Raw genomic sequence first — 25,559 nt, 5'->3', positions numbered from 1 at the left:
GCGTCAGAGCGGCTTGAACTTCGAAAGATCGGGTTTGACGAGCTTCGCGCCATCGCCCGCCACTTCGACGAACACGTACCACTTTTCGTCGGGCGAACCGTGATGCTGTTGCGGACCGAAGCGATATGTCGCGCCCTGCTCGCCCTGCAGTCCCTTGTACTGCGTAAGCTTTTCGACGCCGTCGCGCAGGGCCTTGCGGGCTGCGTCGAGATCGCCTGCATCGAGCGCCTTTTGCACCGGCGGCGTGGCGATCACCTGAAGCGCAGCCTTCGCCGCGTCATAGCCGATCACCGGGTAGAGCGTCGGCTGATGCGGACCGTAGCGACCGTTGAAATCGGCGAAGAATTTCTGCACATCGGGGCGGGCGGGATCGACGGTATCGGGGATCAGCGCGCCGTCGCTGGCCTGGCCCGCGAGGCGGCGCAAGGTGTCGAGCAAGGCACTGCGCGACACGATCACCGGCGCGCTCATATTGAGCTGACGCGCGGTGCGCAGCACGCGTGCGCCATCGGCGGCGTAGGGGAACACCAGCAGCACGTCGGGCTTTGCTTCGCGGAGGTTGGTGAGTTGCGGCGACAGGTCGGTCGCGTTCACGTCGTAAGTCTGCTGCGCGACGACCGTGATGCCTTTCTTCTTGAGCGCGGCGGTGGTGGCACGTGCGCCGTCGGTTCCGAACGGCAGCGAATTGTTGATGATGGCCGGGCGCTTGAAACCCTGCTTGGCGAGCAGATCCGCAATCGCCGCAGCGTCCTGGCGATTCGCCGGTCCGAAGCGGAAGTGATACGGCGCGGGCGGATCGGTGAGCGAGTCGGTGCCGGCCGAGAGCATGAAGTAGGGAATCTTGTTTTCGGTAGCGACCGGAATCATCGCGGCGGCCGGGGCGGACGGATTCCCGCCGATGATGATCAGCGCGTGATCGTCTTCCGCACAGCGCGATGCAAACGTCGCGGTGAGCTGCGGATCGGTCTTGCCATCGTAGGCGACCAGTTTGATCTTGCGGCCCGCCACGCCGCCCGCCGCATTGGCTTCGTCGATCGCCATCTGCACGGCCTGATAGCCCTGCGTGCCGGTGTCGGCCGCCGCGCCGCTGCGGTCATCGACCGAGCAGATCACGATGGGGTCCGCCGCATGCGCCGACACCGAGCAGGCGAACGCCGCCGCAGCGAATGCGCTCCACATCATCTCTTTCCACCTGAATGCAGATTTCGGACCGGTTGCAACTTTTTCGCGATTCATTGTTTGTCTCCTCAACTTTTGAAAGCGGAATCAGGATTGTTTTTAACCTTTGACAATCGTTACTTTTATCATTGGATGAACCATTGCATTTATCATAGAAGCGTGCATTTTCCGCTGTCAAGAATGGGGCGCTCGGGGTTTAACCTCGGTAGCCGTGTGCCGGACTTGTGCGCGAATCTTTCCAACAATCGAACAGGAGACACTTATGCAAACCAACGGATGCTGCGACACCATGCTCGGCGTACGACTCGCGAGACCCGGTGAAGTCGGGCTCGCCGAATTACCGCGCCCGACGCCCGGTGCAGGCGAAGTGCTGCTGCGCGTGCTCGCGGCAGGCCTGTGTCAGACCGACCTGCATATCCGCAGCGCCGCCGACTCGCGCACGCCCGACGGCACCACGCTCGGACACGAGATCGCCGGCGTGATCGAGCAATGCGGCAACGGCGTCACGCGCTGGCATCCGGGCGAGCGCGTGGTCGTACATCCGTGCTGGTCGTGCGGTACGTGCGCCGCGTGTCTCGCGGGACGGCAGAACGCCTGCCGCAAGACTTCATCGCGCGTCGCGCCGCCGCATACGCCGGGCGTCACCAGGCACGGCGGCATGGCGCATTTCGTCTGCGCGCCCGCCGGCTCGCTCATGCCCATCGGCACACTCGATCCGGCCATCGCCGCCACGCTCACCGATGCCGCGCTCACGCCCTACCACGCCATCCGCACGTGCGCCGAACATCTGCATCCCGGTTCGACCACGGTCGTCATCGGTCTCGGCGGACTGGGCAATCTCGCCGTGCAAATCCTGCGTGCGACCACGGCCACGCGCATCGTCGCCGCCGATGTATCCGATGCCGCCATCGACGCCGCCCGCGCCCATGCCGACCTCACCCTGCGCGCCGATGCCCCCGATTTCGCCGATACCATCGTCGCCATGACCGACGGCTTCGGCGCGGACGTCGTGCTCGACTTCGTGGGCAACGACATCACCTTGCGCCACGCCGCAGCCATCGTCGGCCGATACGGCACGATCCGCGTGGTCGGTCTTTCCGGCGGCACGCTGCCGTTCATCGCGCGCTCCGCCAACAATCCTTTGCCGCGCGGCGTCACGGTCATGTGCCCGTACGGCGGCACGTATTCCGACCTCGCCGCCGTGATCGCACTCGCGCAATGCGGCGCGATCCAACCGCTCGTCACACGCTTCCCGCTCGCCGATGCCATGCAGGCTTTCGACGCTCTCGAAGCCGGCAACGTGCGTGGCCGAGCCGTGCTGATTCCCGACCACGCAACATCGTCCTAAGCCGTTTGCGCGGCCGCGAATCGCGGCTGCGCGATCATCATGTCGGCGATTTTTTCAGCGGCCATCATCACCGGGAAGTTGAGATTGCCGCTCGGGATATGCGGAAAGATCGATGCATCGACCACGCGCAAACCGTCCACGCCGCGCACGCGCGCTGCAGGGTCGGTGACGGCGAGCGGATCGTCGGCCGCGCCCATGCGGCACGAACACGACGGATGCCACACGCCCACGCATGCGCCGCGCACGAAGGCACGCAGCGCGGCCTCGTCGGCGAGCAGATCGGCAAGGGTCGGACCGCCTGCAATGACCTTGCGCATCAGCACATGACGCAGCGGCGCGGGACCGTCGAGCAGCGCGGCGAGTAGATCGGTAATGAGTTTGTTGCGCGGGCTGAGCATCGCCACTTGACGGACTTTCTCGCTGTAGCTGGCGGGGAACGGATTGTCGGTGACGGCGCGTACCGAGGCCAGCGCCTGCACGGCGGCCATGCGGCGGAAGCCGTCGGTCAGACGGTCGAGATCGCGCGTATCGGCGAGCATGTTGAAATCGATCTCGGGCGCGACGCGCCAGTCGGACGATGCGAGCCGTACTTCGCCGGTATTCGAGAACGGCTTGTTCACGTACATCAGCATGGTGCCGATCCGCTCGCCCACCGCATGCCACGACGTCCTCGTCACGATCGACACGAACATGTCGCCGGCCGGAGCGCCGCCCATCTTCGATGAATAACGCCAGCCGGTCATGATGTGCCGGCGCGTGGCGGCGTTGATGCGCGCGCCCTTCCTGATGAACGATGCCAGCGCCACCGACGGATGCTCCATCAGATGTTGTCCGACGCCTTCGAGTGCATGCACCACGTCGATACCATGTGCGCGCAGATGCGCTGCCGGCCCGACACCCGAGCGCATCAGAATCGCGGGCGACTGCAACGCGCCCGCCGACAGCACCACTTCGTTCGCGCGGACTTCGGACGGCTTGCCCGGTGCCGACAGACGAATGCCGACGCAGCGCTTTCCATCGAATATGAGGTTCGATACTTCCACGCCGGTCCAGATCGTCAGATTGGGACGCGCGCGCGTGGCGTCGTCGAGATAGGCCATCGAGGCCGACACGCGCTTCTCGCCGACGTTGGAAATGGCGATCGGAAAATAACCGTCGCGGAATTCGCCGTTCTGATCCGGCAGATAGTCGTAGCCCGATTCCGCCAGTGCAGTGGCAATGGCGGTGGCATGTCCCGGCCAGACATCGCGATGGATACGGCGCACGGGAATCGGCCCCGACGCGCCGTGCAGCGGGCCGTCGAAATCCAGATCGCGTTCGACCTTGCGAAAGTACGGCAGCACGTCGTCCCAGCTCCAGCCGGTCACGCCGCGCGCCTGCCAGTCGTCGTAATCGGTCGGCGCGCCGCGATTGAAGAACTGTCCGTTGATGGACGAGCCGCCGCCGAGAATGCGCGCCTGCTCGTATTTGCGCAGCTTGCGCGCGGCCTTGGAGCCGGGTTCCGGCGCAACGGTGGTGACCCGCAACTCGGGCCACAGATAGGCGGGATTCAGATAAGCCGTGCCCGGATAGCTGTCGAGAATCGCAGCGGGCAGCTTGTCGTTCGGCAGGTCCGCGCCCGCTTCGCACAGCAGCACGCGGCGCGCCGGATCGGCGGAAAGACGGTTGGCGAGCACCGAGCCCGCCGAGCCGCCGCCGACAATGATCGTGTCGAAGGTTGTCATCGTTAGTCGAGGTTCACGGCCACGCTTTTAATCGACGTGTACAGGTCCAGCACTTCGCGCCCGCGCTCGCGTCCCCAGCCGGACTGCTTGTAGCCGCCGAACGGCAGCGCCGGTTCGTTCACCATATGCGCATTGACCGATACCGAACCCGCCTTGATGCGCCGCGCCAGCTTGTGCGCCAGCGACAGATTGCGCGTCCAGATGCCCGCGAACAGGCCGAACTCCGTCTGGTTCGCTTCAGCCGCGATGCGTTCGAGATCGTCGTCGTCGAAGGGCATGGCGCAGACCACGGGGCCGAAGATTTCCTCGCGGCGGATGGTCATGTCGGCGGAGGTATCGACGAATACGGAGGGCGCGACGAAATAGCCGTCTGAATCGAATGCGCGGGGAGCGCCGAGCCGTCGCGCGCCTTCTTCCTCGCCGAGCGCGACATAGCGTTCCACCCGCTCCTGCTGCTGACGCGAAATGACCGGGCCGATCTGGCTGGCGGGATCGAGGCCATGCCCGACCGTGATCGAATCGCCATGCGCGATCACGCCTTCGATCACGCGATCGAAGACCTTCTTGTGAACGTAGAGCCGCGAACCCGCCGAGCACACCTGACCGGCGTTGAAGAAGATCGCGTTGGCGGCGCCCGGTGCGGCGCGTTCGAGGTCGGCGTCGGGAAAGACGAACACGGGCGATTTGCCGCCCAGTTCCAGCGACACCTTCTTAAGATTGCCGAGCGACGCCTCGACAATGCGCTTGCCCGTCGCGGTGGAACCGGTGAAAGCGATCTTGTCGACATCCTCATGCGCGGCAAGCGCGGCGCCCGCCGTCGCGCCGAAACCGGTGACGATATTCACCACGCCCGCCGGAAAGCCCGCTTCCTCGATAATCTGCCCGAGCCGCAGCGCATTGAGCGGCGTCTGTTCCGCCGGTTTCAGCACGACGGTGCAGCCCACCGTGAGCGCGGGCGCGAGCTTCCAGATCGCCATCGACAGCGGAAAATTCCAAGGGATGATTTGCCCGACCACGCCGACCGCCTCGCGCGATGTGTACGCGTGCCATTCGCCGGGCACGGAGACATCGACTGTCTCGCCGTTCAGCTTGGTCGCCCAGCCGGCCATGTAGCGCACCATTTCCGCCGTGCCCGCAATGCCGCGTTTGGCGATGGCGACGGGCTTGCCGTTATCGACCGCTTCGATCTCGGCCAGCTCATCGCCGTGGGCTTCGATGAGATTGGCGAGCTTCAGCAGCAGGCGCGTGCGATCGGCGGGTCTGGTGCGCGGCCACGGACCGCTTTCGAATGCGCGGCGGGCCGCTTTCACGGCGAGATCGATATCTTCCGCGCCGCCTTCCGGCACGCGCGCGACGACCTGTCCGGTGCCGGGATCGAAGACATCGAAGGTCTTGCCGGACTGCGCTTCGACCCATTGCCCGCCGATCAACATGCGATGCGCCGCGCCGATAAAGCGCGCACTCGTCGCCCCGAGCGATGCATATCGTGAGGATGACAAAACATTAGACATGACGTTGAATCCCTTCTCTTCTTTTTAGGTGACCGGTTCGAGCAGCGTGCGCAGATCCAACGCGGCATCGGCGATATGTTCCGGCGTGACGGGCGCGCCCGCTGCAATCAGACGGCGTGCCGCGATGTGATCGGCCGGACGATTGACGGACTCCACCGCGATCAGTCGGCCATTCGCGAAACCGTAGGCGGAGAACTTCATGCCCGGACGATCGCCGCGCAGCACGATATCGTCGGCGTTCAGCATGCCGAGGCCCGCAATCTGCAGCTTCGCGCCGCCCTGATCGCTCCAGAACCACGGCACGGCGTCGAAGGTGCGCGGCGCGTCGGGGTTCTGTCCGGCAAGTCGTGCGGCGAGAAAGCGCGCCTGATCGACCGCGTTCTGCACCGACTCGATCCGGCATCGGCCGCCTGCGAATCTCGACGGATACGCAGCGCAGTCGCCGAGCGCGAAGATATGCGGATCAGTGGTGGCAAGCGATTCATCGACGACGATGCCGTTGTCGGTGGGCAAACCTGCATCGCGTGCGAGTTCCACGTTCGGCACCACGCCGATGCAGATCAGCACCAGATCCGCGACGATATGCCGGTTATCCGCCAGTTCCACGCCGCTCACGCGCCCGTCCTGCGCGTGGATGGCGCGCACGCTGGCATCGAAAATAAACCCGGTGCCGATTGTTTCGTGATGCGAACGAAATGCCTGCGCGACGGGTGCGCTCACGGCGCGGCTCATCGGCGCGGGACCGGCTTCGATCACTGTCGCCGGCACACCGCGCGTCGCTGCCACGGCGGCGAATTCCAGCCCCAGAAAACCCGCACCGATCACGACGATGTTCGACGCCTGACCGAGCGCATCGCGCAGTGCACGGGCATGATGAAGCGTACGCAGATCGAAGATGCCGGATGCATCCGGCACGCCCGCGAACGCACGGTTGCGCGCGCCGGTGGCAAAGACCAGCGCGTCGTATTCGATGCGCTGTCCATCGTCCGTCAGCACGCAACGCGCTTCACGCTCGACACGTTCCACGCGTACGCCCGCCATCAGTTCGATCGAAACTTTCTCATAGAACGCTTCGCCCTGAAACGTCAGATGCTCCGCCTCGCACGCGCCACTCTGAAACGCCTTCGACAAGGGCGGACGCTGATACGGCAAGGTCCCTTCCTCGCCGATCAGCACCACGCGCTTTGTGTATCCCGCGTCGCGCAGCGAGGCCGCGAGCTGATAGCCCGCCTGCCCTGCGCCGATGATCACCACGCCTCGCTCCGTCATCTCACGACCTCGATCGAACGCATCGAAATAAACTCACTCTTCCTCACAGGTAATCACGAGCGCCGGGCAAAGACGCGCCGCCTCGCGCACCGACGCGTGCAACTCGGGCGGCGGGCTTTCCTGCAACACGATGACGAGACCGTCGTCCTCGTTCTGGCTGAACACCTGGGGCGCTGCGACCACGCACAATCCCGCGCCGATACACTTGGTTGCGTCTACCTTGATCTTCATATCCGTCTCCTTCTGCTTTGAAATTGGCCGCTTCACCATTCGACGGGAAGCGCGCCCACGCCGTACACGAACGCGTCGTGCCGGAACTTGATTTCCTCGGGCGATACCGCGAGCCGCAGCTTCGGCAAGCGCTGGAACAGCGTCGTGAAAACGATCTGCAATTCCGCGCGCGCGAGCGGTTGTCCGAGGCACTGATGCACGCCATAGCTGAACGCAACGTGATGCAGCGCATCGCGATGGATATCGAAGGAATCCGGCTCGGGAAACGCGTTCGGATCGCGATTCGCGGCGCTGATAAGCGCGAGCACGCCCTCGCCCTTTTTGATTTGCGTGCCGGCCACCGTGACGTCTTCGAGCGCAACGCGCGGCCCGTTGTAATGCACGATGGTGTGAAAGCGCAGCATCTCTTCCACCGTATTGCGCACTAGCGATGGATCGGCCACCAAGGCATCTTTCTGCGCCGGATTGAGCAGCAGCGACAGCGCACCGAGCGCGATCATGTTCGCGGTGGTTTCGTGCCCGCCCATCAGCAGCAGTTCGACCGTTGCGAGCGCTTCTTCACGCGTCATATGGCCGGGCACGACCTGACTCGTCACCAGGCGGCTGATGAGATCGCTGCGATTGCCCGGCTCCTTCATCTTTTCGGTGATGAGGCGGTCGAGGTATTCGCGCATTTCCGCACCGGCGCGCACCGGCACTTCGGGATCGGCGGTGAGATCGAGCTTGGCCTTGCTGCGCTCCTGGAAGAAATTGCGATCTTCATAGGGCACGCCGAGAATGCGCGAGATCACCGTGGTCGGCACCGCGAGCGCGAAGTCTTCGAACAGATCGGCGGGCGAGCCTTTCGCTTCGAGTTCGTCGATCAGAATATCGACGGTGTTCTGCAACTCGGGCCGCATGGCTTCGACATGGTGAACCATGAATTCCTTGGTCAGCATGCGGCGATAGCGCGTGTGATCCGGCGGGTCCATGCGAATGATGGTCGGCGGATGCTCGTTCATCAGCAGCGAGGCGCGCGCCGGTGCGATAAACGGATAACCCGGCGTGGACGGCACGGTGGAAAACCGGTTGTCGCCGAGGATCGCGCGGACGTCTTCATAGCGCGTCGCGATCCATGCCTGCGTGCCGTCGGGCATGGTGACGCGCGAGAGTCCTTCCTGCTTGCGAATCTCGCCGTATTCCTGCGGCGGCGCGAAGGGGCATCGGCGCATCGGGAATGCGGGCGCGGCGGTCTGATCTTGCATGACTAGGTCTCCTGATGATTTCAATAAACGATATTCGCAGCGCGCAAACGCGCGATGGCCGCGTCGTCCAGTCCGAGCCGCTCGCCGAGAATGCGGTCGGTGTGTTCGCCCAACAGCGGCGGCGCTTTGGGCGCGGCCAGCGAGCTTTCCTCGAGCTTTAGCGGCGAGTTCACGAGGCTGATGCGCCCGGCAGTCGGATGATCGATTTCGCAGACCATCTCGCGCGCCTTCGCCTGATCGGACGTCAGTGCTTCGAGCACGTTCTGCACGAGTCCCGCCGGTACGCCCGCCGCGCGAAACAGCGGCAGCCATTCGAGGCGCGAGCGTGTGAGGAAGCGCGCGGACATGATCTCGTCGAGCGCATCGCGGTTGGCGCGGCGGCCGTCGTTATCGAGGAAACGCGGGTCTTTCGAGAGCTCCGGCAAACCGAGCACGTCGGCGCAAAAGCGTGCGAACTGCTGATCGCTGCCGACGTGGAACATCAGCGGGCCATCTGCTGCGTGATAAAGCCCTTGCGGAATGATGTCGGCGTGACTGTTGCCATAGCGTCCGGGCGCTTTGTTCAGCAACAGCGCATTGGCCGCCACCGACACGTGATTGGCGAGCGTGCAGTCGAACAGCGCGATATCGATCGCCTCGCCGTGGCCGTTGCGCAGGCGGCGCACGAAAGCCGCGAGAATGGCCTGCGTCGCGTACATGCCGGCGGTGATATCGCAGATCGGCACGCCGGCTTTCGAGGCTTCGCCTTCCGGTTCGCCGGTGATCGACATCAGACCGCTTTCGGCCTGAATGACCGAGTCGTAACCGGGGCGCGCCGCGTCCGGACCGGTACGTCCGTAGCCGCTCACCGAGCAATAGATCAGCTTCGGATTTTCGGCTTTCAGCGCTTCGTAGCCGAGACCGTAACGTTCGAGCGTACCCAGCAGATAGTTTTCGACGAGGATGTCGCTCTGCCGCGCAAGCGACTTCACGAGCGCCACGCCTTCGGGCTTCGAAAAGTCGATCGCGACCGACTGCTTGTTGCGATTGATCGCCAGATAGTAGGTGCGCTCGCCGCCCTGAATCGCCGTGCCCCAGTGACGCGTCTGGTCGCCGCCTCTCGGATGCTCGACCTTGATGACCTCGGCGCCGAGATCGGCGAGCATCATCGCGGAGAACGGTGCTGCCAGCACGCGCGACAGATCGAGCACGCGCACGCCTTTCAAGGGCGGTTCGTGCTTCGCCAGCGGCGGCAAACCGTCCTGCGTGGGCGATGCAGCCGCGTCCATGGTGGCGCTCATCCCTGCGCTCCAGCAGTCGCGGCCGGCGCGGCAAAGTCGGCGGGATCGATACCGAATTCACGCAGCACTTCTTCGGTATGCTGACCAACCGTCGGCGGAGGACGGCGAATGCTGGTCGGGGTATCGGACAGGCGCAGCGGATTGGTCACGACCTTGAAGCGCCCGGCACTCGGATGATCGAGTTCGGCGACGAGATCGCGCTGCACGCGCGGGTCCTCGAAGACTTCCTCGAAGTTGAGCACGGGCGAGAACATCGCGTGCGCTTTCAGCAAGGTCTCGTTCCAGTGCGCAAGCGGCATCTTCGCGAACGCAGCCGACAAACCCGCATCGACGATATCGCGGTGCGCGAGGCGTCCGTCCTTGCTTGCAAGGCGCTCGTCGGCCAGCAATTCATGCGCACCGACCGCTTCGGCCAGCACGCGCCAGAACTTGTCCGTATGCGCGATCACCATGATGTGACGATCGTCGGAGGTCGCGTACGTGTTGTACGGCACGATCTGCCAATGCGCATTGCCGATGCGGCCCGGCGTCTCGCCGGTGGCGAAGTAATACGCGTCGCGCGGAATCATGCTGAAGATGGTGGCGTCGATCATCGACAAATCGATACGCTGGCCGCGCCCGGTCTTGTTGCGCGCCTCGATCGCCGCCATCACGCCGATGGTCGACAACAGCGGCGTGATCAGATCGGCGTAGGGCATGCCCGTCTTGAGCGGGCCGGTCTGCGCGTCGCCGGTGAGTTGCATGATGCCGGACATCGCCTGCACGACCGGGTCCATGCCGGGACGGAAACTGTCCGGACCGGTGCGGCCGAACGCGGACGTCGAACAATAGATCAGACGCGGATTCGACGCCGCCAGCTTTTCGTAGCTGATCCCCAGCTTCTCGGCCACACCCGGCCGGAAATTTTCGACGACGATATCGACCTGTTCGGCAATCTTGCCGGCGAGCCGCTGCCCTTCTTCGGTCGTCAGATCGATCACGACGCTGCGCTTGTTGCGATTCAGCGTGAGGAAGTACACCGCGTCGTCGCCCAGGAAAGTCTCGCCGGTCAGCCTCATCGTGTCGCCCTGCGGCGGTTCGACCTTGATGACGTCGGCGCCGAAATCGCCCAGCAACATGGTGCCGAACGGGCCGTTCATCATCTGCGTGAAATCGAGGACCTTGAGACCCTCAAGTGCGCCCTTCATCGTTTCTTCTCCTGTTTTTGCGCATGCCGGGACGTAGGTGACTTCTGCTCGACTACATGGCCCCGGCGAATGATCTTTTGTCTGATACATCCAAAACGTAGAAAAGTCATTGGATGAACCATTGATATACTGCGGTGCTCAACCTTCGATGTCAAGCCATCGCGTGAGAAAGACGGTTAGTAGCTTTTGCGGTCGCGTCCGAGGTAGCGGTCGACGGTCTTTTCATCGATCGGCATACACGACGGGTCCGCCATCTGGCTCGCGGCGCAGATATAGAGCAGCCAATGCTTTGCGCGACTCATCCATCGCCCGAGCGTGTTCATTGCGCCAGCCAGGTGCGCGGCGCACGTCCGCCCATGCAGGGACCACGACGTTCGGGCGGAAACACCATCCATGTTCCGTCGCCATGCCGGAAAAAGCGCATCGACACGAGGCTCGCCGTGCGCGTGACTTCGATCCGCACGCAGCGGCGCTCACCCGCCCGCTCACGCACGATCCTTGCGTGCGACATGGCCGACTGTCCCAGCCACTTGTCGACGACCCGATGTAGGGAATCCATACGATCGTTCATTTCCCGTGCCCTCCGGCACACCGCCGTTATTGGTCCGATGACCGGACTTTAATGGTCAATTGACCAATAGACAAGAAATCTGAGACCGGGCTTTTCACCTACACGTAAGCCCTACGCATCGGCTTGCAAGCAGATGAAATCGATGGCCGTCAAAGGCGCGTATAATTGGTCGAAAGACCGGGTTCATGCGCGTCTTCAGTCCAGTCACCAGACCTAATACGATGAAATCCCTGACGATCGCACTCAACGATGCCGTCGAGAAAGACACCAAAGGCACGCAGCGCGGACGGCGAGAAACACGCGTGCCCGAGATCCTCGAAGCCGCGATCCGCGTGTTCGCGATGGAAGGCAATGCCGGCTTCACGCAGCGCGGCGTAGCCGCCGCCGCCGATGTCCGGCTGGCCACGTTGCAGCACTATTTCGGCAGTCGCGACTCGCTCTTGCAGGCGACGATAGAAGAGCTGGCGAAGCGCTATCTGAGCCGCTTCCGGCAGATTGCAGAGGACGTATCAAATACGCCAGAGGCACGGCTTGAAGCATTGCTGGACGAAACGTTCGACGTCCTTGCCGGACCGGACAACGTCGTCAGCCCGTTCGCACTAGAAGTCTGGTGTCTCGCCGAACACCACGAAACCGTGCGCAACATGATGGTCGATGTGAGCGGAGACTTTCAGTCCTTGTTCAGTGGCCTCGTCGAGCAAATGAACCCGAAACTGGGCGCGAGCGAATGCCATATTCGCGGCGCGCTCATCTATTCGCATTGGCAAGGGCTGATCGTGTTTTTGCGGCGGGCGGGACGCAACACACCGGACCTGACCGCCTTTCGCCGCGCGACCCGCGTGGTCTGGAATGCACTAAGCACGGCTCCGTGATTTTCACGGATTGATTCGCACGACTGATTTATAACGACATCAAAGGAGAACGGGTATGAAAATCAGAATGGCGGTAGTCACGCTCTGCGGTATGGCGTTGCTGAGTGCGTCCATGACCGGATTCGCGCAGAACGCGAGCGACTCGGGCGCGATGGTGGCGTCGAGCGCCGCGCCTGCATCGAACAACAAGGCGGCAAACCGGAAGCTGGCGAAGGATGTGCGGCGCGCACTCAGCCGCACTAAGGACGTCAGCGTGGCCAATATCAACGTGCGCGCGTTGAACGGTGTCGTCACGCTTGCAGGTACGGTGCCCGATGAATCTCAGATCGACAAGGCGACGAAGAGCGCGCAGGGTGTCGCGGGCGTGACGTCCGTCAAGAATGCGTTGACGATTCGGCCAGTGGGCCAATAGGCGCCAAGTCCAAGCACAATAAGGCATCGCAATACGCTGCTTCAGACTGCTGACCAACCCCATGTTGTCCCATACTTGGGGTTTGGTTTTCACCAAAAGCGTGTTGCGCTAGTGCCGCGCAAATCGGAGTAAATCGAACCAATACGAACGATCAGCGTCTGGCAGTCCGGATCAACTGGTATAAATCTGCGTAAAAGCCGCCGCAGACGGCTTGACAGCAGTGCAATCTGCTTGATTTTTTCCACAGCTCCCGTCCGCAGGCATTGCGCTGTTAGACGCAGTCGCTCCCCGCATGCAAGCAAAACGATGCCCATGCGGTTGCTTAGCTTCTGCGGAGCTGCGTTCCACCGTCTCCTTGCGACGGGCATAAATTCCCTGCCGCGTACACACAGGCGTCACGCTTCACGCGCTCCTTGTCGCGCTCCCGTAACGGACGCACCGTCGCCTTAATCTATAGGCAGCATTATTGCATTGCGGTTGAGCCGTGCGCCCCCGCCAGTCCCGCAGTTGGATTTGAATTGACGAGAGCCCTACGGTTCGTAGTGCGGTAGAACAGTGACGGCCCTTTCGCACAAATGTATTCATCGCACTAGGCATCGTATTCGTGCAAGCGCTAACGAAAGGTGCCAGGTTATTTTTGTGGGCGTGCGATACCCCGCCCTGCGCGCCTCGCTGTTCCAGAGCGTGACACACCGCAAAGGTAAAATAGTCGGCATCCAGTCCCACTGTCTGCACTTCGAAGCCGAAGCGCTCGAGGCACCAAGCGCGACGAACCCGTGCAAGTCGTCACGCGTCTTCGGGTATCGTTTGTTTAACCGAGGCAAAGCGTTGTCCTGCTGGAGAAAGTTGCGCCATTACGATAACTATTCTTATCGCGATAGTAGTATTCGCGCGGTAGACGGGCGATCTGCAAGGTGTCCTAATCTTTAACAACCACTCTGCTCGACCGACTCCGTCGTTGATGCCTAACGGGGCCGGGCAACTCGAACCTATCGTCTGCGCCCGAAGTCGCGGTGAGGGCGTGTCGCCTCGCCTACACAGCTGCCTGTCAAGCGTTGAGGAAATTGAGATTAAACCAAATGTTTGGGAAAAACTTCCATGCGGATCGAGTTCTGATGAAGAGGCAGCGACGCAGCAGTCCCCTGAAGCCTATGTAGCACCTGAGACAGCATGGCAGGCTGTGTGACAGAATCATCGCTACGTAGCGAGCCCAAGCGATTTCAGTAGGGTCCACGTGGCGCGACGCCCGCTTTCCGCCGCGCCGTTCATAAAACCTTGGAAATCGGGACTGCAGTGTTCGCCCGCGAAGCAGATCGAGCCAACGTTCTCCCCCTCAATGCCAGCCACCGAAGTCCACTGTCCGGGACGATAGCAACTGTACGCTCCCAACGAGAACGGCTTGCTCGGCCAATGCACACGCCGTATTGTCCCTGTTCGTTGCGCCGCGACGCCAGGGAACACAGCATTCAAATGCGCCGCCATGGCATCTGCATGCGCTTCGGCGGTTCCCTCTCCTAGTTTCCTACCGGCGTTTCCACCTAGAAAGAATGTATAGACGCCAAGTTCGCCCTGGCGAAGCCGACTACTGTCCCACCCGGTCTGAAAGGGCAAGTCGGAGTAGAGGTCACCTCCAAAACCGTCATCTCGCCATAATCGCGAGTGCGTCCCAAGTAACAACTTCGCACCCTGACCATAGCCTAGCTCGTCTATCGCTCGGCGCTTAGCAGGTGGGAACGTGTCTCCTAGATCTACCTGCCGTAATAACGTAAATGGGAGCGCAAGAACTACGCCATCCACTCGCACCTCATGCGCGCTACCGGTGACATCAAGGGTAAGCGAAACGTCGTGGTCGTTGCGACGCATTCGTACAAGTCTGTTTTCCAGATTGATACATGATTCGAGCTTTCGGGCAAGCGCCTGCGTAATCTGTTCATTGCCGCCGATGACCTTGAAGCGTTGATCGCTTTCGCCGAATACTGCGAATCCAGACTTCACGTCTGTCCCTATCAGCGTAAGAAGGTTGAGCGACGATTGTTCTCCCGTCTCCAGCCCATACTCCGTGAGGTACGCAACATCAATTAATTCACGGAACCACCCGCTTACACCCAGCCGGTCTAGGTATTCAGCGACCGACAGGCGATCGAGTGCAATTGCCGTGTCATTTTGACTCCAATGGTTGATGTTGTCGGGAAGGCGCGCTATGTCAGCGGCGAATTGCGGCGCGACGTCTGCAAATGCGCGAACCACGTCACCCTCGCTGTAATGCTGGCCTCGGATGAAGTACGCGTCTGACATTGCAGTTTCGCTCAGGCGTTGGATATCAAGCAATGGCAGCTCGAGATATTCCGCCAAGGCCAACATGTCTACATGCGAGCTGTCAATGAACTCACCGCCTAGCTCAGAGACCAGGCCCGGTTGCAAACCACTCACATCCGTAAGCACGCGTCCGCCCACTCGGTCAGAAGCCTCATAGATCTGGACATCACACCCAGCCTGTTTCAAGAAAAAAGCGGAATTGAGCCCCGCCAAGCCTGCGCCGACAACGGCAACACGCGGCGACTGCCGGTCGAGCGATATTGGTGGCACCCGATACGACGCCACAAGTGCGTCTCTTTCTGGCGTTGAGCTCGCGTGGGCCGAAGGGTCCGACGTAGACATCCGACGATCTTCCAATCCTGGCTTTTGTGCCGCTCTGACCAAGCTCATCCGCCAACGATGCCAATACGGACTGTGTCCAGTTCCGCGTGCCGCGCGCTGGGTCCCATCGAAAGGCTGCACCATAGTGCTTGTCTCCGGTAACGAGCTTTTGAGTTACGAACAAATGCCTGATTGAGCGTCTACGCTTCTTGGGAGACTTGCAGCGAGAGCGCCGATACTTCTTCCACGAGAGAGGCGCACGAGGCCTCTACCTCTATCGCATATGCGGCGCCGTCTTGCTTGAGATTCTTCAGTTCGAGATCGAAGTACGCCGGAAATGAATTAAACGTCAGTTCGACGGAATCACGGTCCGCTATGGGTGCCTCGACTGGCCAGAACGTTTTAAACCTTGCCAACGCGACAGCACGCTGTTCGTCATTTAACGCCTCCATTCTCGCAATGACATCCCGCACCATTCTGAAGTAGAAAGTCACCGTGTAAGGGTCGGGCGGACAGGGTTCAACCTGAAAGCGGTAGGCGTGGGATACTGCGAGCAAATAATTGTCAACGGCCTGCTCTAACTTTCCTTGTGCAATGCAGAGATCTCCTCGCACTCGATAGCTGTCTGCAACAACTTCCGGGTCTTCCTCCGCCAACCCCAAGGAAAGCGCCTCCTTGGAGTGTCTGAGACCAGCGTCGTACTGCCCAAACTCGAGGTTCAGGTCTGCCAAGTGATACGAAGTAAACGCAAGATCCCATCGATCCGAGTTAGCCCTGAATAATTCGCACGCTTCGCTGTACCATTTGGCGGCCGTAGGGAAATTTCCATCCCCAAAGCGATATGCCTCAGCGAGAAAAATATCAAACAGCGCCCTCACGTGTCGGCGCTCCAAACTTTTCAGGTCGGCAATTGGACAATCGAGTCCGGCTAGATTCATCAGCTCGTGCAGCGTGGCTGCGACAATCTTCCACGAACCCTGCCTCCGATCGGTAGGCGTCAAGGATTCAATGGCGTAGTTTTCCTGGAAGCGTCTGAGTAACGTCACGAGATGCCGGCCCGACTCCGACAGGCCACTTTGCTGCAGAGCCTCTATGAGTTGCTCGCAAAACTCATATTCGACAAAACATCCCCACCACCAAAAAGCATTTAGATATGTCCCCAAGAAAGCCATCAGACTTTCTGCTTCATCGCCTACATGCGACAAATGATGAAGCCAATTATCCAATGCGGCCAGCCACTCCGGCGTCTCATATCGAAGCCATCGCAAATAGGCATGCGGATCCTGAGGCGTCCCGGTATCCGCGGTGTAACCCTCCTCAAGCGTTACGAGTAGGTCGCGGTAATATTCGAATGCTCCCTGATGTAACGCCACGCGCGACTTCGGGTCCAATTTTAAGCTGGCATAGTCGTGGATGACACGATGGACCGTGTACATACCCTTTCTGTCATGCAATTCAACGAGCCCAGCGTCGACCAAACCCCACAACGTCGAACGTGTTATGTGGCACAGGCGCTCCGCTTCATTGAGTGAGAAACCGTAGGGCCTTGCCCGGAAAATTGATAGTGCGGCAAAAGCTTCACGGTATTCGTCGCTTGGAAGTGCCTTGACACTGAGATCGATGATCTCACCAAACGAGCGTTCGTCGTCCCGAAGGCTGAAACGCTGACCTGCCTGCGTCATGCGAGTAAAAGCCGTGCGGGTGCGCTCTTCGTCTCCGTGACTCGCCTCATAGCGCAGGTAGTTGCCAATCAAAACAAGGGCGAGAGGTAGGCCATCTACAGCCCCGACGATCTCGAGCGCCGCCTTCCTGTCGTAAGCAACGGCTTGCGGCGCAAGCGATTCAAGGACACGACAGCCGTCTTCTTCGGATAGCGCTTCAATTTTTGTGACACCTTCGTCGTTACCTACAAGCTGGCTTGCCACGCGTTGTTCTCTGGTCGTAATCAGGTAGACACAGTTACGTCCAACATTGCGCATGATTCGCCTTGCCGAATCAAGCTTGCTACCAACGACATCGTCAAGGATCAAGAGCATTCTGCGCTTTCCAATCGCATCATTGACGGCCGCCTCCCATTGCTGGTCGTTCTTCAGCAATGCCTTCTCCTCCACTTGAATGTCAAGTGCTGACGCCCAATTTCTCAAAGCAGTCTCGAGATTGATTTCGAGACCCATCTCTGCCAACAGCACGCCGTCGAACTTCTGCATAACCTCAGGGTCATTTCCGATTTCAAGCGCTATCGCCGTCTTGCCCACTCCTATGCGATAAACCAACGCGCAATTGAGCGCAGTGAGAAGTCTAGATTTCAGGGCATTCGCAATAAAATTTCGGCCAACGATAGGGTGAAGGTCGCGCCTGGGAAGGCTACAAGGTTTTTCTTTCGAGTGCGTAAGGGAAGTGGTGAGAGCCTCAGCACCTTCCACTTCTTTCACTCCGATAACAATCGACTCCAAATCGAAGTTTTTGATTTCGTCGTACAGTTCTGGGCGGCCCATCAGATCGCAGAGCGAAGCGACCATCCTCCACATGTGCTCATCGTGCGAAGGGAGCGCGCCTACTGCCTTCATGCCTTTAAGTAACGCCGAGATCCGAGCGTCGCTGACACCGTAGCCTTGGGTGACCATCTTTCGCACGACTTCTTGCGACGGTGGTGTAGGGAGAAAGGAGGCCATTTCGTAGGCTGCCCTTTTCCATGTCAGATCAACTTCTTCCGGCATCGACCAGCGGCATCTCCGCCACAACTCGCGAAGTTGTGTTTCGAATGGCGCCCTCTTGTCCCCTAGCGTGTTTCGAACCATTTGCACCGCCTCCCGGCCTTCCGGCTGTCTGGATGAGACCGGAACATTCCGATGTCTCGTCATGTTCTTGAATAGGTTCATGCGTAACTGCTTCGACGAATCAGAAATCTATACGTTGAAGTGAGTACTCGCAAATTTCTTATTAACTCGGCGGCACGGAGGAGGAAACATGGCTAGGCGAATATTCGTTCCGGATGACGCAAAGCTTGCCAATAGCTTGCGTCACCTCGGGAAAGCTCAGGCATTTATGCTTTTCAAACAATTGAAGACGACCCCTCGTCAAGGAGACCAGATATCTGCAGTCGTGTTTCCGCTTGATCGAAATACAACGCTTCGGTGCTCTATCGAATGGTGTGACGATAAAACCATTTTCATTCGTCGGGTGGAGATACTGACCAAAGAGGAGCTTGACCACTGATTCACATCGAACCGCTGCGCATTAAGCGGATTTGGAAGCGGAATAAGGAGCGGAATTTTCCGGGTGCTTCCACCCTCTCTTACCAGGCAATTCCGCCGCCTTCGTCAGCTCTATATTGGAATCGTCGAGTTACCCAACCGACAGAGACTTAGGTCTTAGATAAGCAGCGGCAAAACCGCTACTGAACCTCCACGCAAACACATAGGTGCGGACATGGAGAAACGCAGACTGAACAGAGTCGTTTTCGACCCCGAAGGCTCCATCTTCCCGAAGATAACAGCCACTCAGTTGTTCTTCGTTCATTACGTCTTGCAGCGAGTCGATCGTGTGCGCGGCAAAGACGATGGTGAAACCACGATTCCGATAGATGAGTGTCGGAGGCTGTACGTGACGTTCGAGTGGCTCGATGCCAGGACTGTCGCCGTTAAGAGCACCTGCGTTTTGTTGCTCGAAGGTCGATGGCATGTCTGGTGGTACGCGCGAGTGACCAAGGTCCAACCAATCCTTGGGGCTATTGCTGCAGCCATTGCAATCGGGACGTTTGTTGTAGGCGTGCTCTTGCATATGCCGTCGGTCGAGATTCATCCTAGAACCGAAGTAGCGCATGCGAAACACGTTGATGGAAAAACCTGACGGTGCATGTTTCGACGAAGTGACGTTTGGCGCAGCGTCACTTCGTTTCACACGCGCGCCGACACAAAGTTGAACAGGAAGCCTACAACGTCGCTAAACCAGCGAAACTACGGCTATCAAATCGTTTCAACCATTGACTCTTGGAGTTTATCGAAAATGAAGAAAGCAGATATTGCGGCTGTGCCGGGCATGGTGCTCATGCAAGTCGACTGGCCGACAGCTGAAGAGATAAAGCAATTTCGTCAGGAGTTGGGTATGACGCAACAACAATTTTCCTCAACCTTCGACATTCCATTGGATACTGTTCGTCGATGGGAGCAGGAGCAGAATGCTCCGCAACGCTCCAACGCAGTCAACACGCAGTCGAGAAAGCTATGTCGCACGCATCGTACGCGTAGACAGCGCCAGGGCCAGCAGCAAGAGAGCGATGAGTCCCATTCAGGCCGGGTTCAGTCAAATAACTTCATCACTGCCGGTGCGCCTCTGTGCGGTGTGCCTTTCTTCGACATCCACCAATCCGGCACGGCCATCGTGCAAATGCTGGGTGTCTGATAACTAGCACGAAGCACAACAGTCTAGAGGCACGTGGGCACGTACATCAATCGCACGTCGGACGTGCTCACTCGCCGGTGAAATTCCGGCATGCACCTTTCGTTGATGCTTGCGCGCGTCCCCGATATGTTCAACGAAATCCAAGACTATTATGAAATCAGCTCTTATGTTCCCCGCGTAGCGCTGGTCAATACGCTCGATCTGTTTAACGACGTCGTCGAGCAAGACCGGGAACGGCTCAGTCGCATGGCATCTATCTCAGAGTCGCGAGGTGCCGACGAAACCCACCGTCTATCGAGCCTCACAGAGCTGCCGTGTTCGTCAATTCGAAGATCGAGAATTTTCATTCGAGGAACCTCCAGAAAGTCGAAGCGCGATCGCTTCACTGACCGATACCCAAGTCTGGACCACCCGCAGCCTTCTCTTTACTTCGGATCTTTCGATCATTCGGCGACGAACCGCTCGTGCTGTGCCCGTGGTCAATCCAGTGCTTAAGTTGGCTGAGCTCAAGCGCAGCTGTCTTGGTCGCTTCTCGTAACACAGCACTAGGCAGCCGCGCACGGTTATCGGTGAATATCTCTGCCTCGTATCGGGCGCGCGAGACTGCGACGTAGTAGACGTCTTTTGCCGTGGTGAGGGATCGCGTATCGAGGTTGATCAGCACCTTATCGCTCGTTAGACCTTGAGCACTGTGGACGGTCGAAGCGTAGGCGAGCGCTGCATACATGGCTCGCGTCGCATCGAGCTTGATGGACCGCCCATGCGACTCAACAACGATCTCCGTCTCTTGAACCTCCCGGACCTTCAGTCGATCACCATTCGCAAGATCCCGATCCTTGTCGTTGCGTGTGACTTTGATCTGATCGCCCACCGCCACCTCGATACGCTCGGGTCGATAGACGGATAGCTGCGTGGTCTGGGCTGGCGAGAACATCAACACTGCGCTGTCCGGTGCGCGGACGGTGAGCCGATTTCCGGGTCCCGTGTCCAGCACCTCGTATTGCTCGCCGCGGCGCAGACCGATGGCGTAGTCGCGTTCCGGGATGATGACGGCGCCCTTCTCATAGTATTTGCTGTGTCGCCGCTCGGCTTGTGTCGTATCGAGCCGGTCGAGTAACGTGTACTCGCGACCGGTTCCCTTCAACCCTAGCGCCTGTTGTATTCCCTCGTTGATCGCCTTGCGACTCTGGTTCGTTCCGGTGATCACGAGCGTCTGTACGCGTTCTACCGGCGACAGGTCGACGTAGGTCTTTACGATCTGAGCATAGCGCTCGGCCGCTTCCTTGACCTCGTTGATACGCGTCACGTGCACGAGCGAGTCGGCAGTCTTGCCCACCGCGGCCAGCTCAACTGCCTTCAACAATTCCGGATCCTTCTGACGCTGGATCGTCCGAATCTCGGTCGATTGCATCCCAGCTTTCAGGAGCTGTTCGAACGGCTTGCCCGCCTCGATCGCTTTCGTTTGCGCCGTGTCTCCCAGAAACACGACGCGCGCATGATGCGCCTCAACAATCTTCATCGTTTCAAGCATCTGGCGAGCCGGGATGACGCCGGCTTCATCCACGAAGATGACTGTGCCGCTGTTGAGCTTCTTGTTCTTCGCCTTGAGAAACGACTGGAGCGTGCGTGCCTCGATCCCTTCCGACTCGAGCGCCTTCTTCTGGCTCCCGTAGGGCGCGAGCGCGACGACCGAATAACCCTGCTGCTCAAGCAGCTCTTTCGCCGCCTTGGTCATGTAGCTTTTCCCGACACCTGCGAAGCCGGGCACCGCCATGAATCGATTAATCGAATCTGCGATGCGCGCGACCGCTCGCGCCTGCTCGACGTTCAGCCCTGCGTGCTCGACCGTCTGGGTGCGTGTCGCCAGATAAGCGTCAATCTGCTGCGCCGTGATGCGCGAGCCGACCGCCCCGCGCCCCGCCGACTCGAGTGCCAAGATGTCACGCTCGCGCCGCTGAGCGATGTGCGTTGTGTAGCGCGCCCCGATCCTCTCCAGGCGTCCTTGCGCAATGCCGGCGTCGACCAGCGCCCGCGCCTGTTCGCGGGTCCGTCCACCCCGGGTGCCTTCACCCTCGCCCTGGTCACCCATCAACTGAGCGATCCATTTCTCGCGTGACATCGCAGGTCCCGTCGGCCCCGTCGATGCCGTCTTATCGGCCGCACGCTCGGCCGGATTCAGCGATCGGTAGAGGGCCTCCTCTCGGATGAGATGTCCGCTGCGCTGCGCGCGGTCTATCGCGGCGCGAATGTCGGTCGCACTCAGCCGCCCGTAGCCGTGCCTGAGCGCGACCGCAAGGAGCTGTTCGCGCGTGACGATCGCCTGCCGCTCAGTCAAACTCTGGATCGCAAATTTCACGGTTTGGTCGGCGTGAAAGACGAGCGGCTGGTCGATCTGTGGCGGTCGGCTCGAATGGCCGCATTCATCTGCAGGGACGTTGCGTGATCCATCACGGGGTTCATTGCCCGATTCATTGCCTGGTTCATTGCCTAACCGATCGCGCAATCCGCTGTCCGGTGAGCTGGCTGGGCCGTCATTCCCCACGCCGGCCCACTCACGGCGATCGAAATCGATCCCGAGTTCTTTGGCGCGCGCAAGCCAGGACTCGCGCACGTCATCCCGATTGATGACGCTCTTTCGCTCGCGGGTCTGCATCGCGGCCAGATCGCGCTGCTCAGGCGTGGCGCTCTCGCGACTCAAACCCCATTCAGCCAGCTTCGCGTCGATCTGGTTGCGCCTCGCGCTGAACTCGGAGATCTGGTGCTCGGTAAAATGCGCGAGATCGAAGGTGCCGTTGCGCTCGAACTTCAGTTTGAAGCCTTGCAACTCGAGCGCCTTCGCGAGCTCTGCTTTATAGACGTTCCCGAGGTGGCTCAACGAATTGACGATGCCGTCATTGACAAGCGCACGCCATTCGCCGTTCGCACGTTGGGTCATGTTGAGCACGAAGGCATGCGTGTGCAGGTCCGGATCCACTTCGCGCGAGGTTTCATGCCGGAAGGTCGCCGCGACCAGCTTATGAGTGTGCTCCACGCTCGTCTTACCGTTCAAGGTGGAGCGGGCCGCGGCCAGCATCTCGGCCTCGCGCAAGGCAGCGGCCACCGCACTATCGTGCGCCGCAATGATCCGCGCGTCACCGTGTACAAGCGCCTGCAGCGAGACGCCCTTAGGAGCTGAGAACGTCAGGTCGTAACCCAGCCGCTCCTTTCGGGTCTCCGAGGGCTTGGTTCGGCGCAATTGCGTGCGCTCATCGATCCGGCCATCCAGCAGTTCAGCAAAGCGACTTTGCTCAACCGCTCCGGCCAACCCGAGCGCTTCCGCCCCTTTCCCATGCCACTGCATGGCGCTGCCATCCTTCGCGTAGTAGTCGTCGGCGCTGTCGGCGTAGTAGCCCACGACTTTGCCGACGTTCTGCCGCTTGACGGTCGTGATGTTAAGCATCAGACCGCCCCGAGAATTTCGCCATCGGGCGACACGATCCCGGGAACGCGGCGCTTGCGCGTGTAGGTCACCGATTCGGTTTTGAAGCGAGCGACGGGCAGATCGCCCGGAAAGGCGAGATACCCTTCGAGGTTCGGAAGCCGCATCAATTCAGACGCAAGCACGACCGACTCCGGCTTGATCTCCTCATTTTGGCTGTTGGTGCCTAACCCGCCGAGCGCGCGGCGGCTGCGTCCCGAGCGATGACGCATGATTTCATGTTGGCCAAGGGCGCGCGACATCTTCTCAGCCGTCTTCTCGCCCATGCGGCCGACGCCGAGGGCCACCATCGTGCGGTGATTGCCGAGCATGGTCTCAGCGAGATTCTCGCCGTACACGTCCACCAGCTGGGTATAGGTCTGGTATCCGGACACGACCCGCAAGCCCTTCTTCCGTCCTTTCGTTAGCGCGTCGCCCAGGGTCGGCAGGCGGGCGAGCGACTCCAGCTCGTCCAGATAGACCCAGAGCCGGCGATTCAAGTCGGCGCTCATCCCGAGCACGCTGCTGAAAATCGTATCCGCAAAGCAGGAAATCAGCGGAACGAGCGCCGCCCGCATATTTTCGTCCCAGGTGATGAACAGATTCCCGCCCTCGGGATCGGCGATCCAGTCGCGCAGTGAAAAGTCGCCATGAGGCATGTCGAGATGCGGTGGCAGCTTGTTGGACAGCACGAATCGCGCACTACCGGACGCGCGGCTATTTCCCGTGAAAAGCGCCTGCGCATTGGTCCCCTCTACATAGGCTTCCAATTCTTCAAGGGACTTGCGATTCGTCCACTCGAACACCTCTTCCATAGTCGGATTGCGCGAGGTTGCATACACCTTTCGGGCGACCTCTGTGAAAAGCAGCCGACCGTAGTCATTCCACTCTTCCGATTCGACGCTGCCCGACCGCTGAATAATCGACGCTGAGTAGCGCTTGAAGTCAAATTCCACGCGAATTTCATTAAAAAACGACCAGCCTTCCGATCTCGCATCGTAGGGGTTTAGGACCTTGTCGCCATTGCGGTAAAAGGTCGAGAGAAACTCGCCGTCGGGATCCAGTACCACCATGCGATCACCACGAGCGAGCGAACCTAAAATCATCTCTTTGAAGATCGTTGATTTTCCCGTCCCCGTTGACCCTCCGATGGAGACATGGGTGTTCTCTGCCGAGAGAGGGATGGGTACGCCGGCAATCGTGATTTGATGCTTTCCCTTTTCCTGCGTCTTTCTCGCCAGCTCATTTGCAGTGACGATTTCTGTTCCGCGAAAGAACTTCGAAAATGCTGCGCCTTTGAACGGTCCATTCCCGGCTCTTGCCGCGATCACCAATCCAATTATTGCCACGACTTCGCCACCAATCAGCGCTGCCCAAAGCGGAACCAGATGAAAGGTGTTCGAGATCAGATATGGAACCACGACCCGTGCATCCTGTGGCGTGAAACCGAAGACCGCCTTTGCCGTGACAAACCAGGCGAAAAGCGGAACGAACACTAACGCAGCCATCGCGGCCTGTCGCTTTTGAATATCATCCACGATTGCTCTCCGGTGCAGGCTGCCATGAGCGGATATCCAGGCGGTCGAGCTCTGCGCGCGCGCCGCGCAACTTGTCGGGTGGTAGCGCCATTCTGAGTAAGATCAATATTTCCATCAACATATGAGAGGCAGACTCGCTGTCGTCCGAACCTGATTGACCTTGAGAATGACTCGCCATCTTTGAGACGGAGATCGTCAACTCGTCCAGTTGCGCAATCAGAGCCTGTCGCTGGTCCTGGGCTTCTCCAAATAACGCGTGCTTGATGTAGTCCGATACGTTCCCTTCGTGTCGTGAAGACCGCTCCTCCAGCTCGATTTTCTGAGATTCCGACACACGCAGGCTGATGGTGGGCATGAGCTCACTCCGGTAATACGCTTGTCCTACACCCTAATCCTTATGCGATAGCACGTTCAAGGGGTTGTGTAGGACCCCGGTTTTACAGCATGGATTTTTGTTGATCGGCAAAGACTGCGCTGAATCAAGTACTTATGCAATGCGAAGCATTGCGTATGGTGTATAGCCTTTAAGGGCCAGGGCGACCCACTGATTTAAGGGGAAGTCGGGAATGTTTACAACCTATTTGCGCGTTCAAATAACGTTCTTTCTATCCTTCACGCATCGCGTGAAGGCATCTGCGCAAATAGACCGAAAGAGGACACGAAGGAGACACATCGGTTACCAATCGAGGCAACAGAGA

General features: G+C 59.9%; 19 protein-coding genes. 5 read left to right on the top strand and 14 right to left on the bottom strand.

The features are described from left to right. Positions 1 to 3: 3 nt before the first annotated feature. Positions 4 to 1,236, bottom strand: coding sequence for an ABC transporter substrate-binding protein (locus tag LDZ28_RS30825; protein ID WP_244832010.1), 1,233 nt, complete (start codon positions 1,234 to 1,236; stop codon positions 4 to 6). Positions 1,237 to 1,441: 205 nt separating this feature from the next. Here LDZ28_RS30825 and LDZ28_RS30820 point away from each other — a divergent pair, with 205 nt between their 5' ends. Further along, positions 1,442 to 2,527 (top strand): alcohol dehydrogenase catalytic domain-containing protein, encoded by a 1,086-nt coding sequence (locus LDZ28_RS30820; RefSeq protein WP_244832009.1) that lies wholly within the window; start codon positions 1,442 to 1,444, stop codon positions 2,525 to 2,527. On the opposite strand, the gene LDZ28_RS30815 is transcribed toward LDZ28_RS30820, so the two are convergent. The 8 genes from LDZ28_RS30815 to LDZ28_RS30780 form a co-directional block, all read right to left on the bottom strand. Further along, positions 2,524 to 4,251 (bottom strand): GMC family oxidoreductase, encoded by a 1,728-nt coding sequence (locus tag LDZ28_RS30815; protein ID WP_244832008.1) that lies wholly within the window; start codon positions 4,249 to 4,251, stop codon positions 2,524 to 2,526. The genes LDZ28_RS30820 and LDZ28_RS30815 overlap by 4 nt on opposite strands. A 2-nt stretch (positions 4,252 to 4,253) precedes the next feature. After that, positions 4,254 to 5,762 (bottom strand): aldehyde dehydrogenase family protein, encoded by a 1,509-nt coding sequence (locus LDZ28_RS30810; protein ID WP_305038193.1) that lies wholly within the window; start codon positions 5,760 to 5,762, stop codon positions 4,254 to 4,256. 24 nt (positions 5,763 to 5,786) lie between these two features. Continuing rightward, entirely contained in the window at positions 5,787 to 7,031 is a 1,245-nt protein-coding gene (locus LDZ28_RS30805; protein ID WP_244832007.1) for an NAD(P)/FAD-dependent oxidoreductase, read from the bottom strand. A gap of 33 nt (positions 7,032 to 7,064) precedes the next feature. Continuing rightward, positions 7,065 to 7,262, bottom strand: a complete 198-nt coding sequence (locus LDZ28_RS30800) for a ferredoxin (RefSeq protein ID WP_244832006.1) — start codon at positions 7,260 to 7,262, stop codon at positions 7,065 to 7,067. A gap of 32 nt (positions 7,263 to 7,294) precedes the next feature. Continuing rightward, positions 7,295 to 8,506, bottom strand: coding sequence for a cytochrome P450 (locus LDZ28_RS30795; RefSeq protein ID WP_244832005.1), 1,212 nt, complete (start codon positions 8,504 to 8,506; stop codon positions 7,295 to 7,297). A gap of 20 nt (positions 8,507 to 8,526) precedes the next feature. Then, positions 8,527 to 9,786 (bottom strand): CaiB/BaiF CoA-transferase family protein, encoded by a 1,260-nt coding sequence (locus LDZ28_RS30790; RefSeq protein WP_244832004.1) that lies wholly within the window; start codon positions 9,784 to 9,786, stop codon positions 8,527 to 8,529. Further along, on the bottom strand, positions 9,783 to 10,973 hold the full coding sequence (locus LDZ28_RS30785; RefSeq protein ID WP_244832003.1) for a CaiB/BaiF CoA-transferase family protein: 1,191 nt from the start codon (positions 10,971 to 10,973) through the stop codon (positions 9,783 to 9,785). Before LDZ28_RS30785 ends, LDZ28_RS30790 begins: the two co-directional genes overlap by 4 nt. A 319-nt stretch (positions 10,974 to 11,292) precedes the next feature. After that, a complete protein-coding gene (locus tag LDZ28_RS30780; RefSeq protein ID WP_244832002.1) occupies positions 11,293 to 11,544 on the bottom strand; it encodes a hypothetical protein in 252 nt (83 codons plus the stop codon). A 221-nt stretch (positions 11,545 to 11,765) separates the two neighbouring features. On the opposite strand from LDZ28_RS30780, the gene LDZ28_RS30775 reads away from it, so the two are divergent. After that, positions 11,766 to 12,416, top strand: coding sequence for a TetR/AcrR family transcriptional regulator (locus LDZ28_RS30775; RefSeq protein WP_244832001.1), 651 nt, complete (start codon positions 11,766 to 11,768; stop codon positions 12,414 to 12,416). 55 nt (positions 12,417 to 12,471) lie between these two features. Continuing rightward, the gene (locus tag LDZ28_RS30770; protein ID WP_244832000.1) at positions 12,472 to 12,828 is read left to right on the top strand and encodes a BON domain-containing protein; all 357 of its coding nucleotides are present in this window, start codon (positions 12,472 to 12,474) and stop codon (positions 12,826 to 12,828) included. Between the two features lie 1,197 nt (positions 12,829 to 14,025). On the opposite strand, the gene LDZ28_RS30765 is transcribed toward LDZ28_RS30770, so the two are convergent. Then, positions 14,026 to 15,414: an FAD-dependent oxidoreductase gene (locus tag LDZ28_RS30765; protein WP_244831999.1), complete on the bottom strand. Its 1,389-nt coding sequence runs from the start codon at positions 15,412 to 15,414 to the stop codon at positions 14,026 to 14,028. 251 nt (positions 15,415 to 15,665) lie between these two features. Further along, positions 15,666 to 18,344: a tetratricopeptide repeat protein gene (locus tag LDZ28_RS30760; RefSeq protein ID WP_244831998.1), complete on the bottom strand. Its 2,679-nt coding sequence runs from the start codon at positions 18,342 to 18,344 to the stop codon at positions 15,666 to 15,668. Positions 18,345 to 18,894: 550 nt separating this feature from the next. Between LDZ28_RS30760 and LDZ28_RS30755 the strand changes: the two genes are divergently transcribed. Together LDZ28_RS30755 and LDZ28_RS30750 are read left to right on the top strand one after the other, a co-directional pair. Beyond that, complete coding sequence (locus LDZ28_RS30755; protein ID WP_244831997.1) at positions 18,895 to 19,314, top strand: hypothetical protein; 420 nt, start codon at positions 18,895 to 18,897, stop codon at positions 19,312 to 19,314. A gap of 156 nt (positions 19,315 to 19,470) precedes the next feature. Then, on the top strand, positions 19,471 to 19,866 hold the full coding sequence (locus tag LDZ28_RS30750) for a DNA-binding transcriptional regulator (protein WP_244831996.1): 396 nt from the start codon (positions 19,471 to 19,473) through the stop codon (positions 19,864 to 19,866). Between the two features lie 382 nt (positions 19,867 to 20,248). Here the strand turns inward: LDZ28_RS30750 and mobF are convergent, their stop codons facing one another. The 3 genes from mobF to LDZ28_RS30735 are packed head-to-tail and all read right to left on the bottom strand — an operon-like array spanning position 20,249 to position 25,216. Beyond that, on the bottom strand, positions 20,249 to 23,305 hold the full coding sequence (gene mobF / locus LDZ28_RS30745; protein WP_244831995.1) for a MobF family relaxase: 3,057 nt from the start codon (positions 23,303 to 23,305) through the stop codon (positions 20,249 to 20,251). Next, the gene (locus LDZ28_RS30740) at positions 23,305 to 24,861 is read right to left on the bottom strand and encodes a type IV secretion system DNA-binding domain-containing protein (RefSeq protein ID WP_244831994.1); all 1,557 of its coding nucleotides are present in this window, start codon (positions 24,859 to 24,861) and stop codon (positions 23,305 to 23,307) included. The genes mobF and LDZ28_RS30740 overlap by 1 nt, the downstream gene beginning before the upstream one ends. Further along, on the bottom strand, positions 24,854 to 25,216 hold the full coding sequence (locus tag LDZ28_RS30735; protein ID WP_244831993.1) for a hypothetical protein: 363 nt from the start codon (positions 25,214 to 25,216) through the stop codon (positions 24,854 to 24,856). The genes LDZ28_RS30740 and LDZ28_RS30735 overlap by 8 nt, the downstream gene beginning before the upstream one ends. Between the last annotated feature and the right edge of the window lie 343 nt (positions 25,217 to 25,559).

It is taken from the genome of Caballeronia sp. TF1N1 (assembly GCF_022878925.1).
Taxonomy (GTDB): Bacteria; Pseudomonadota; Gammaproteobacteria; order Burkholderiales; family Burkholderiaceae; genus Caballeronia.
Note: the sequence above shows the minus strand (reverse complement) of the source record. Positions and strands in the feature narration are given on the sequence as shown.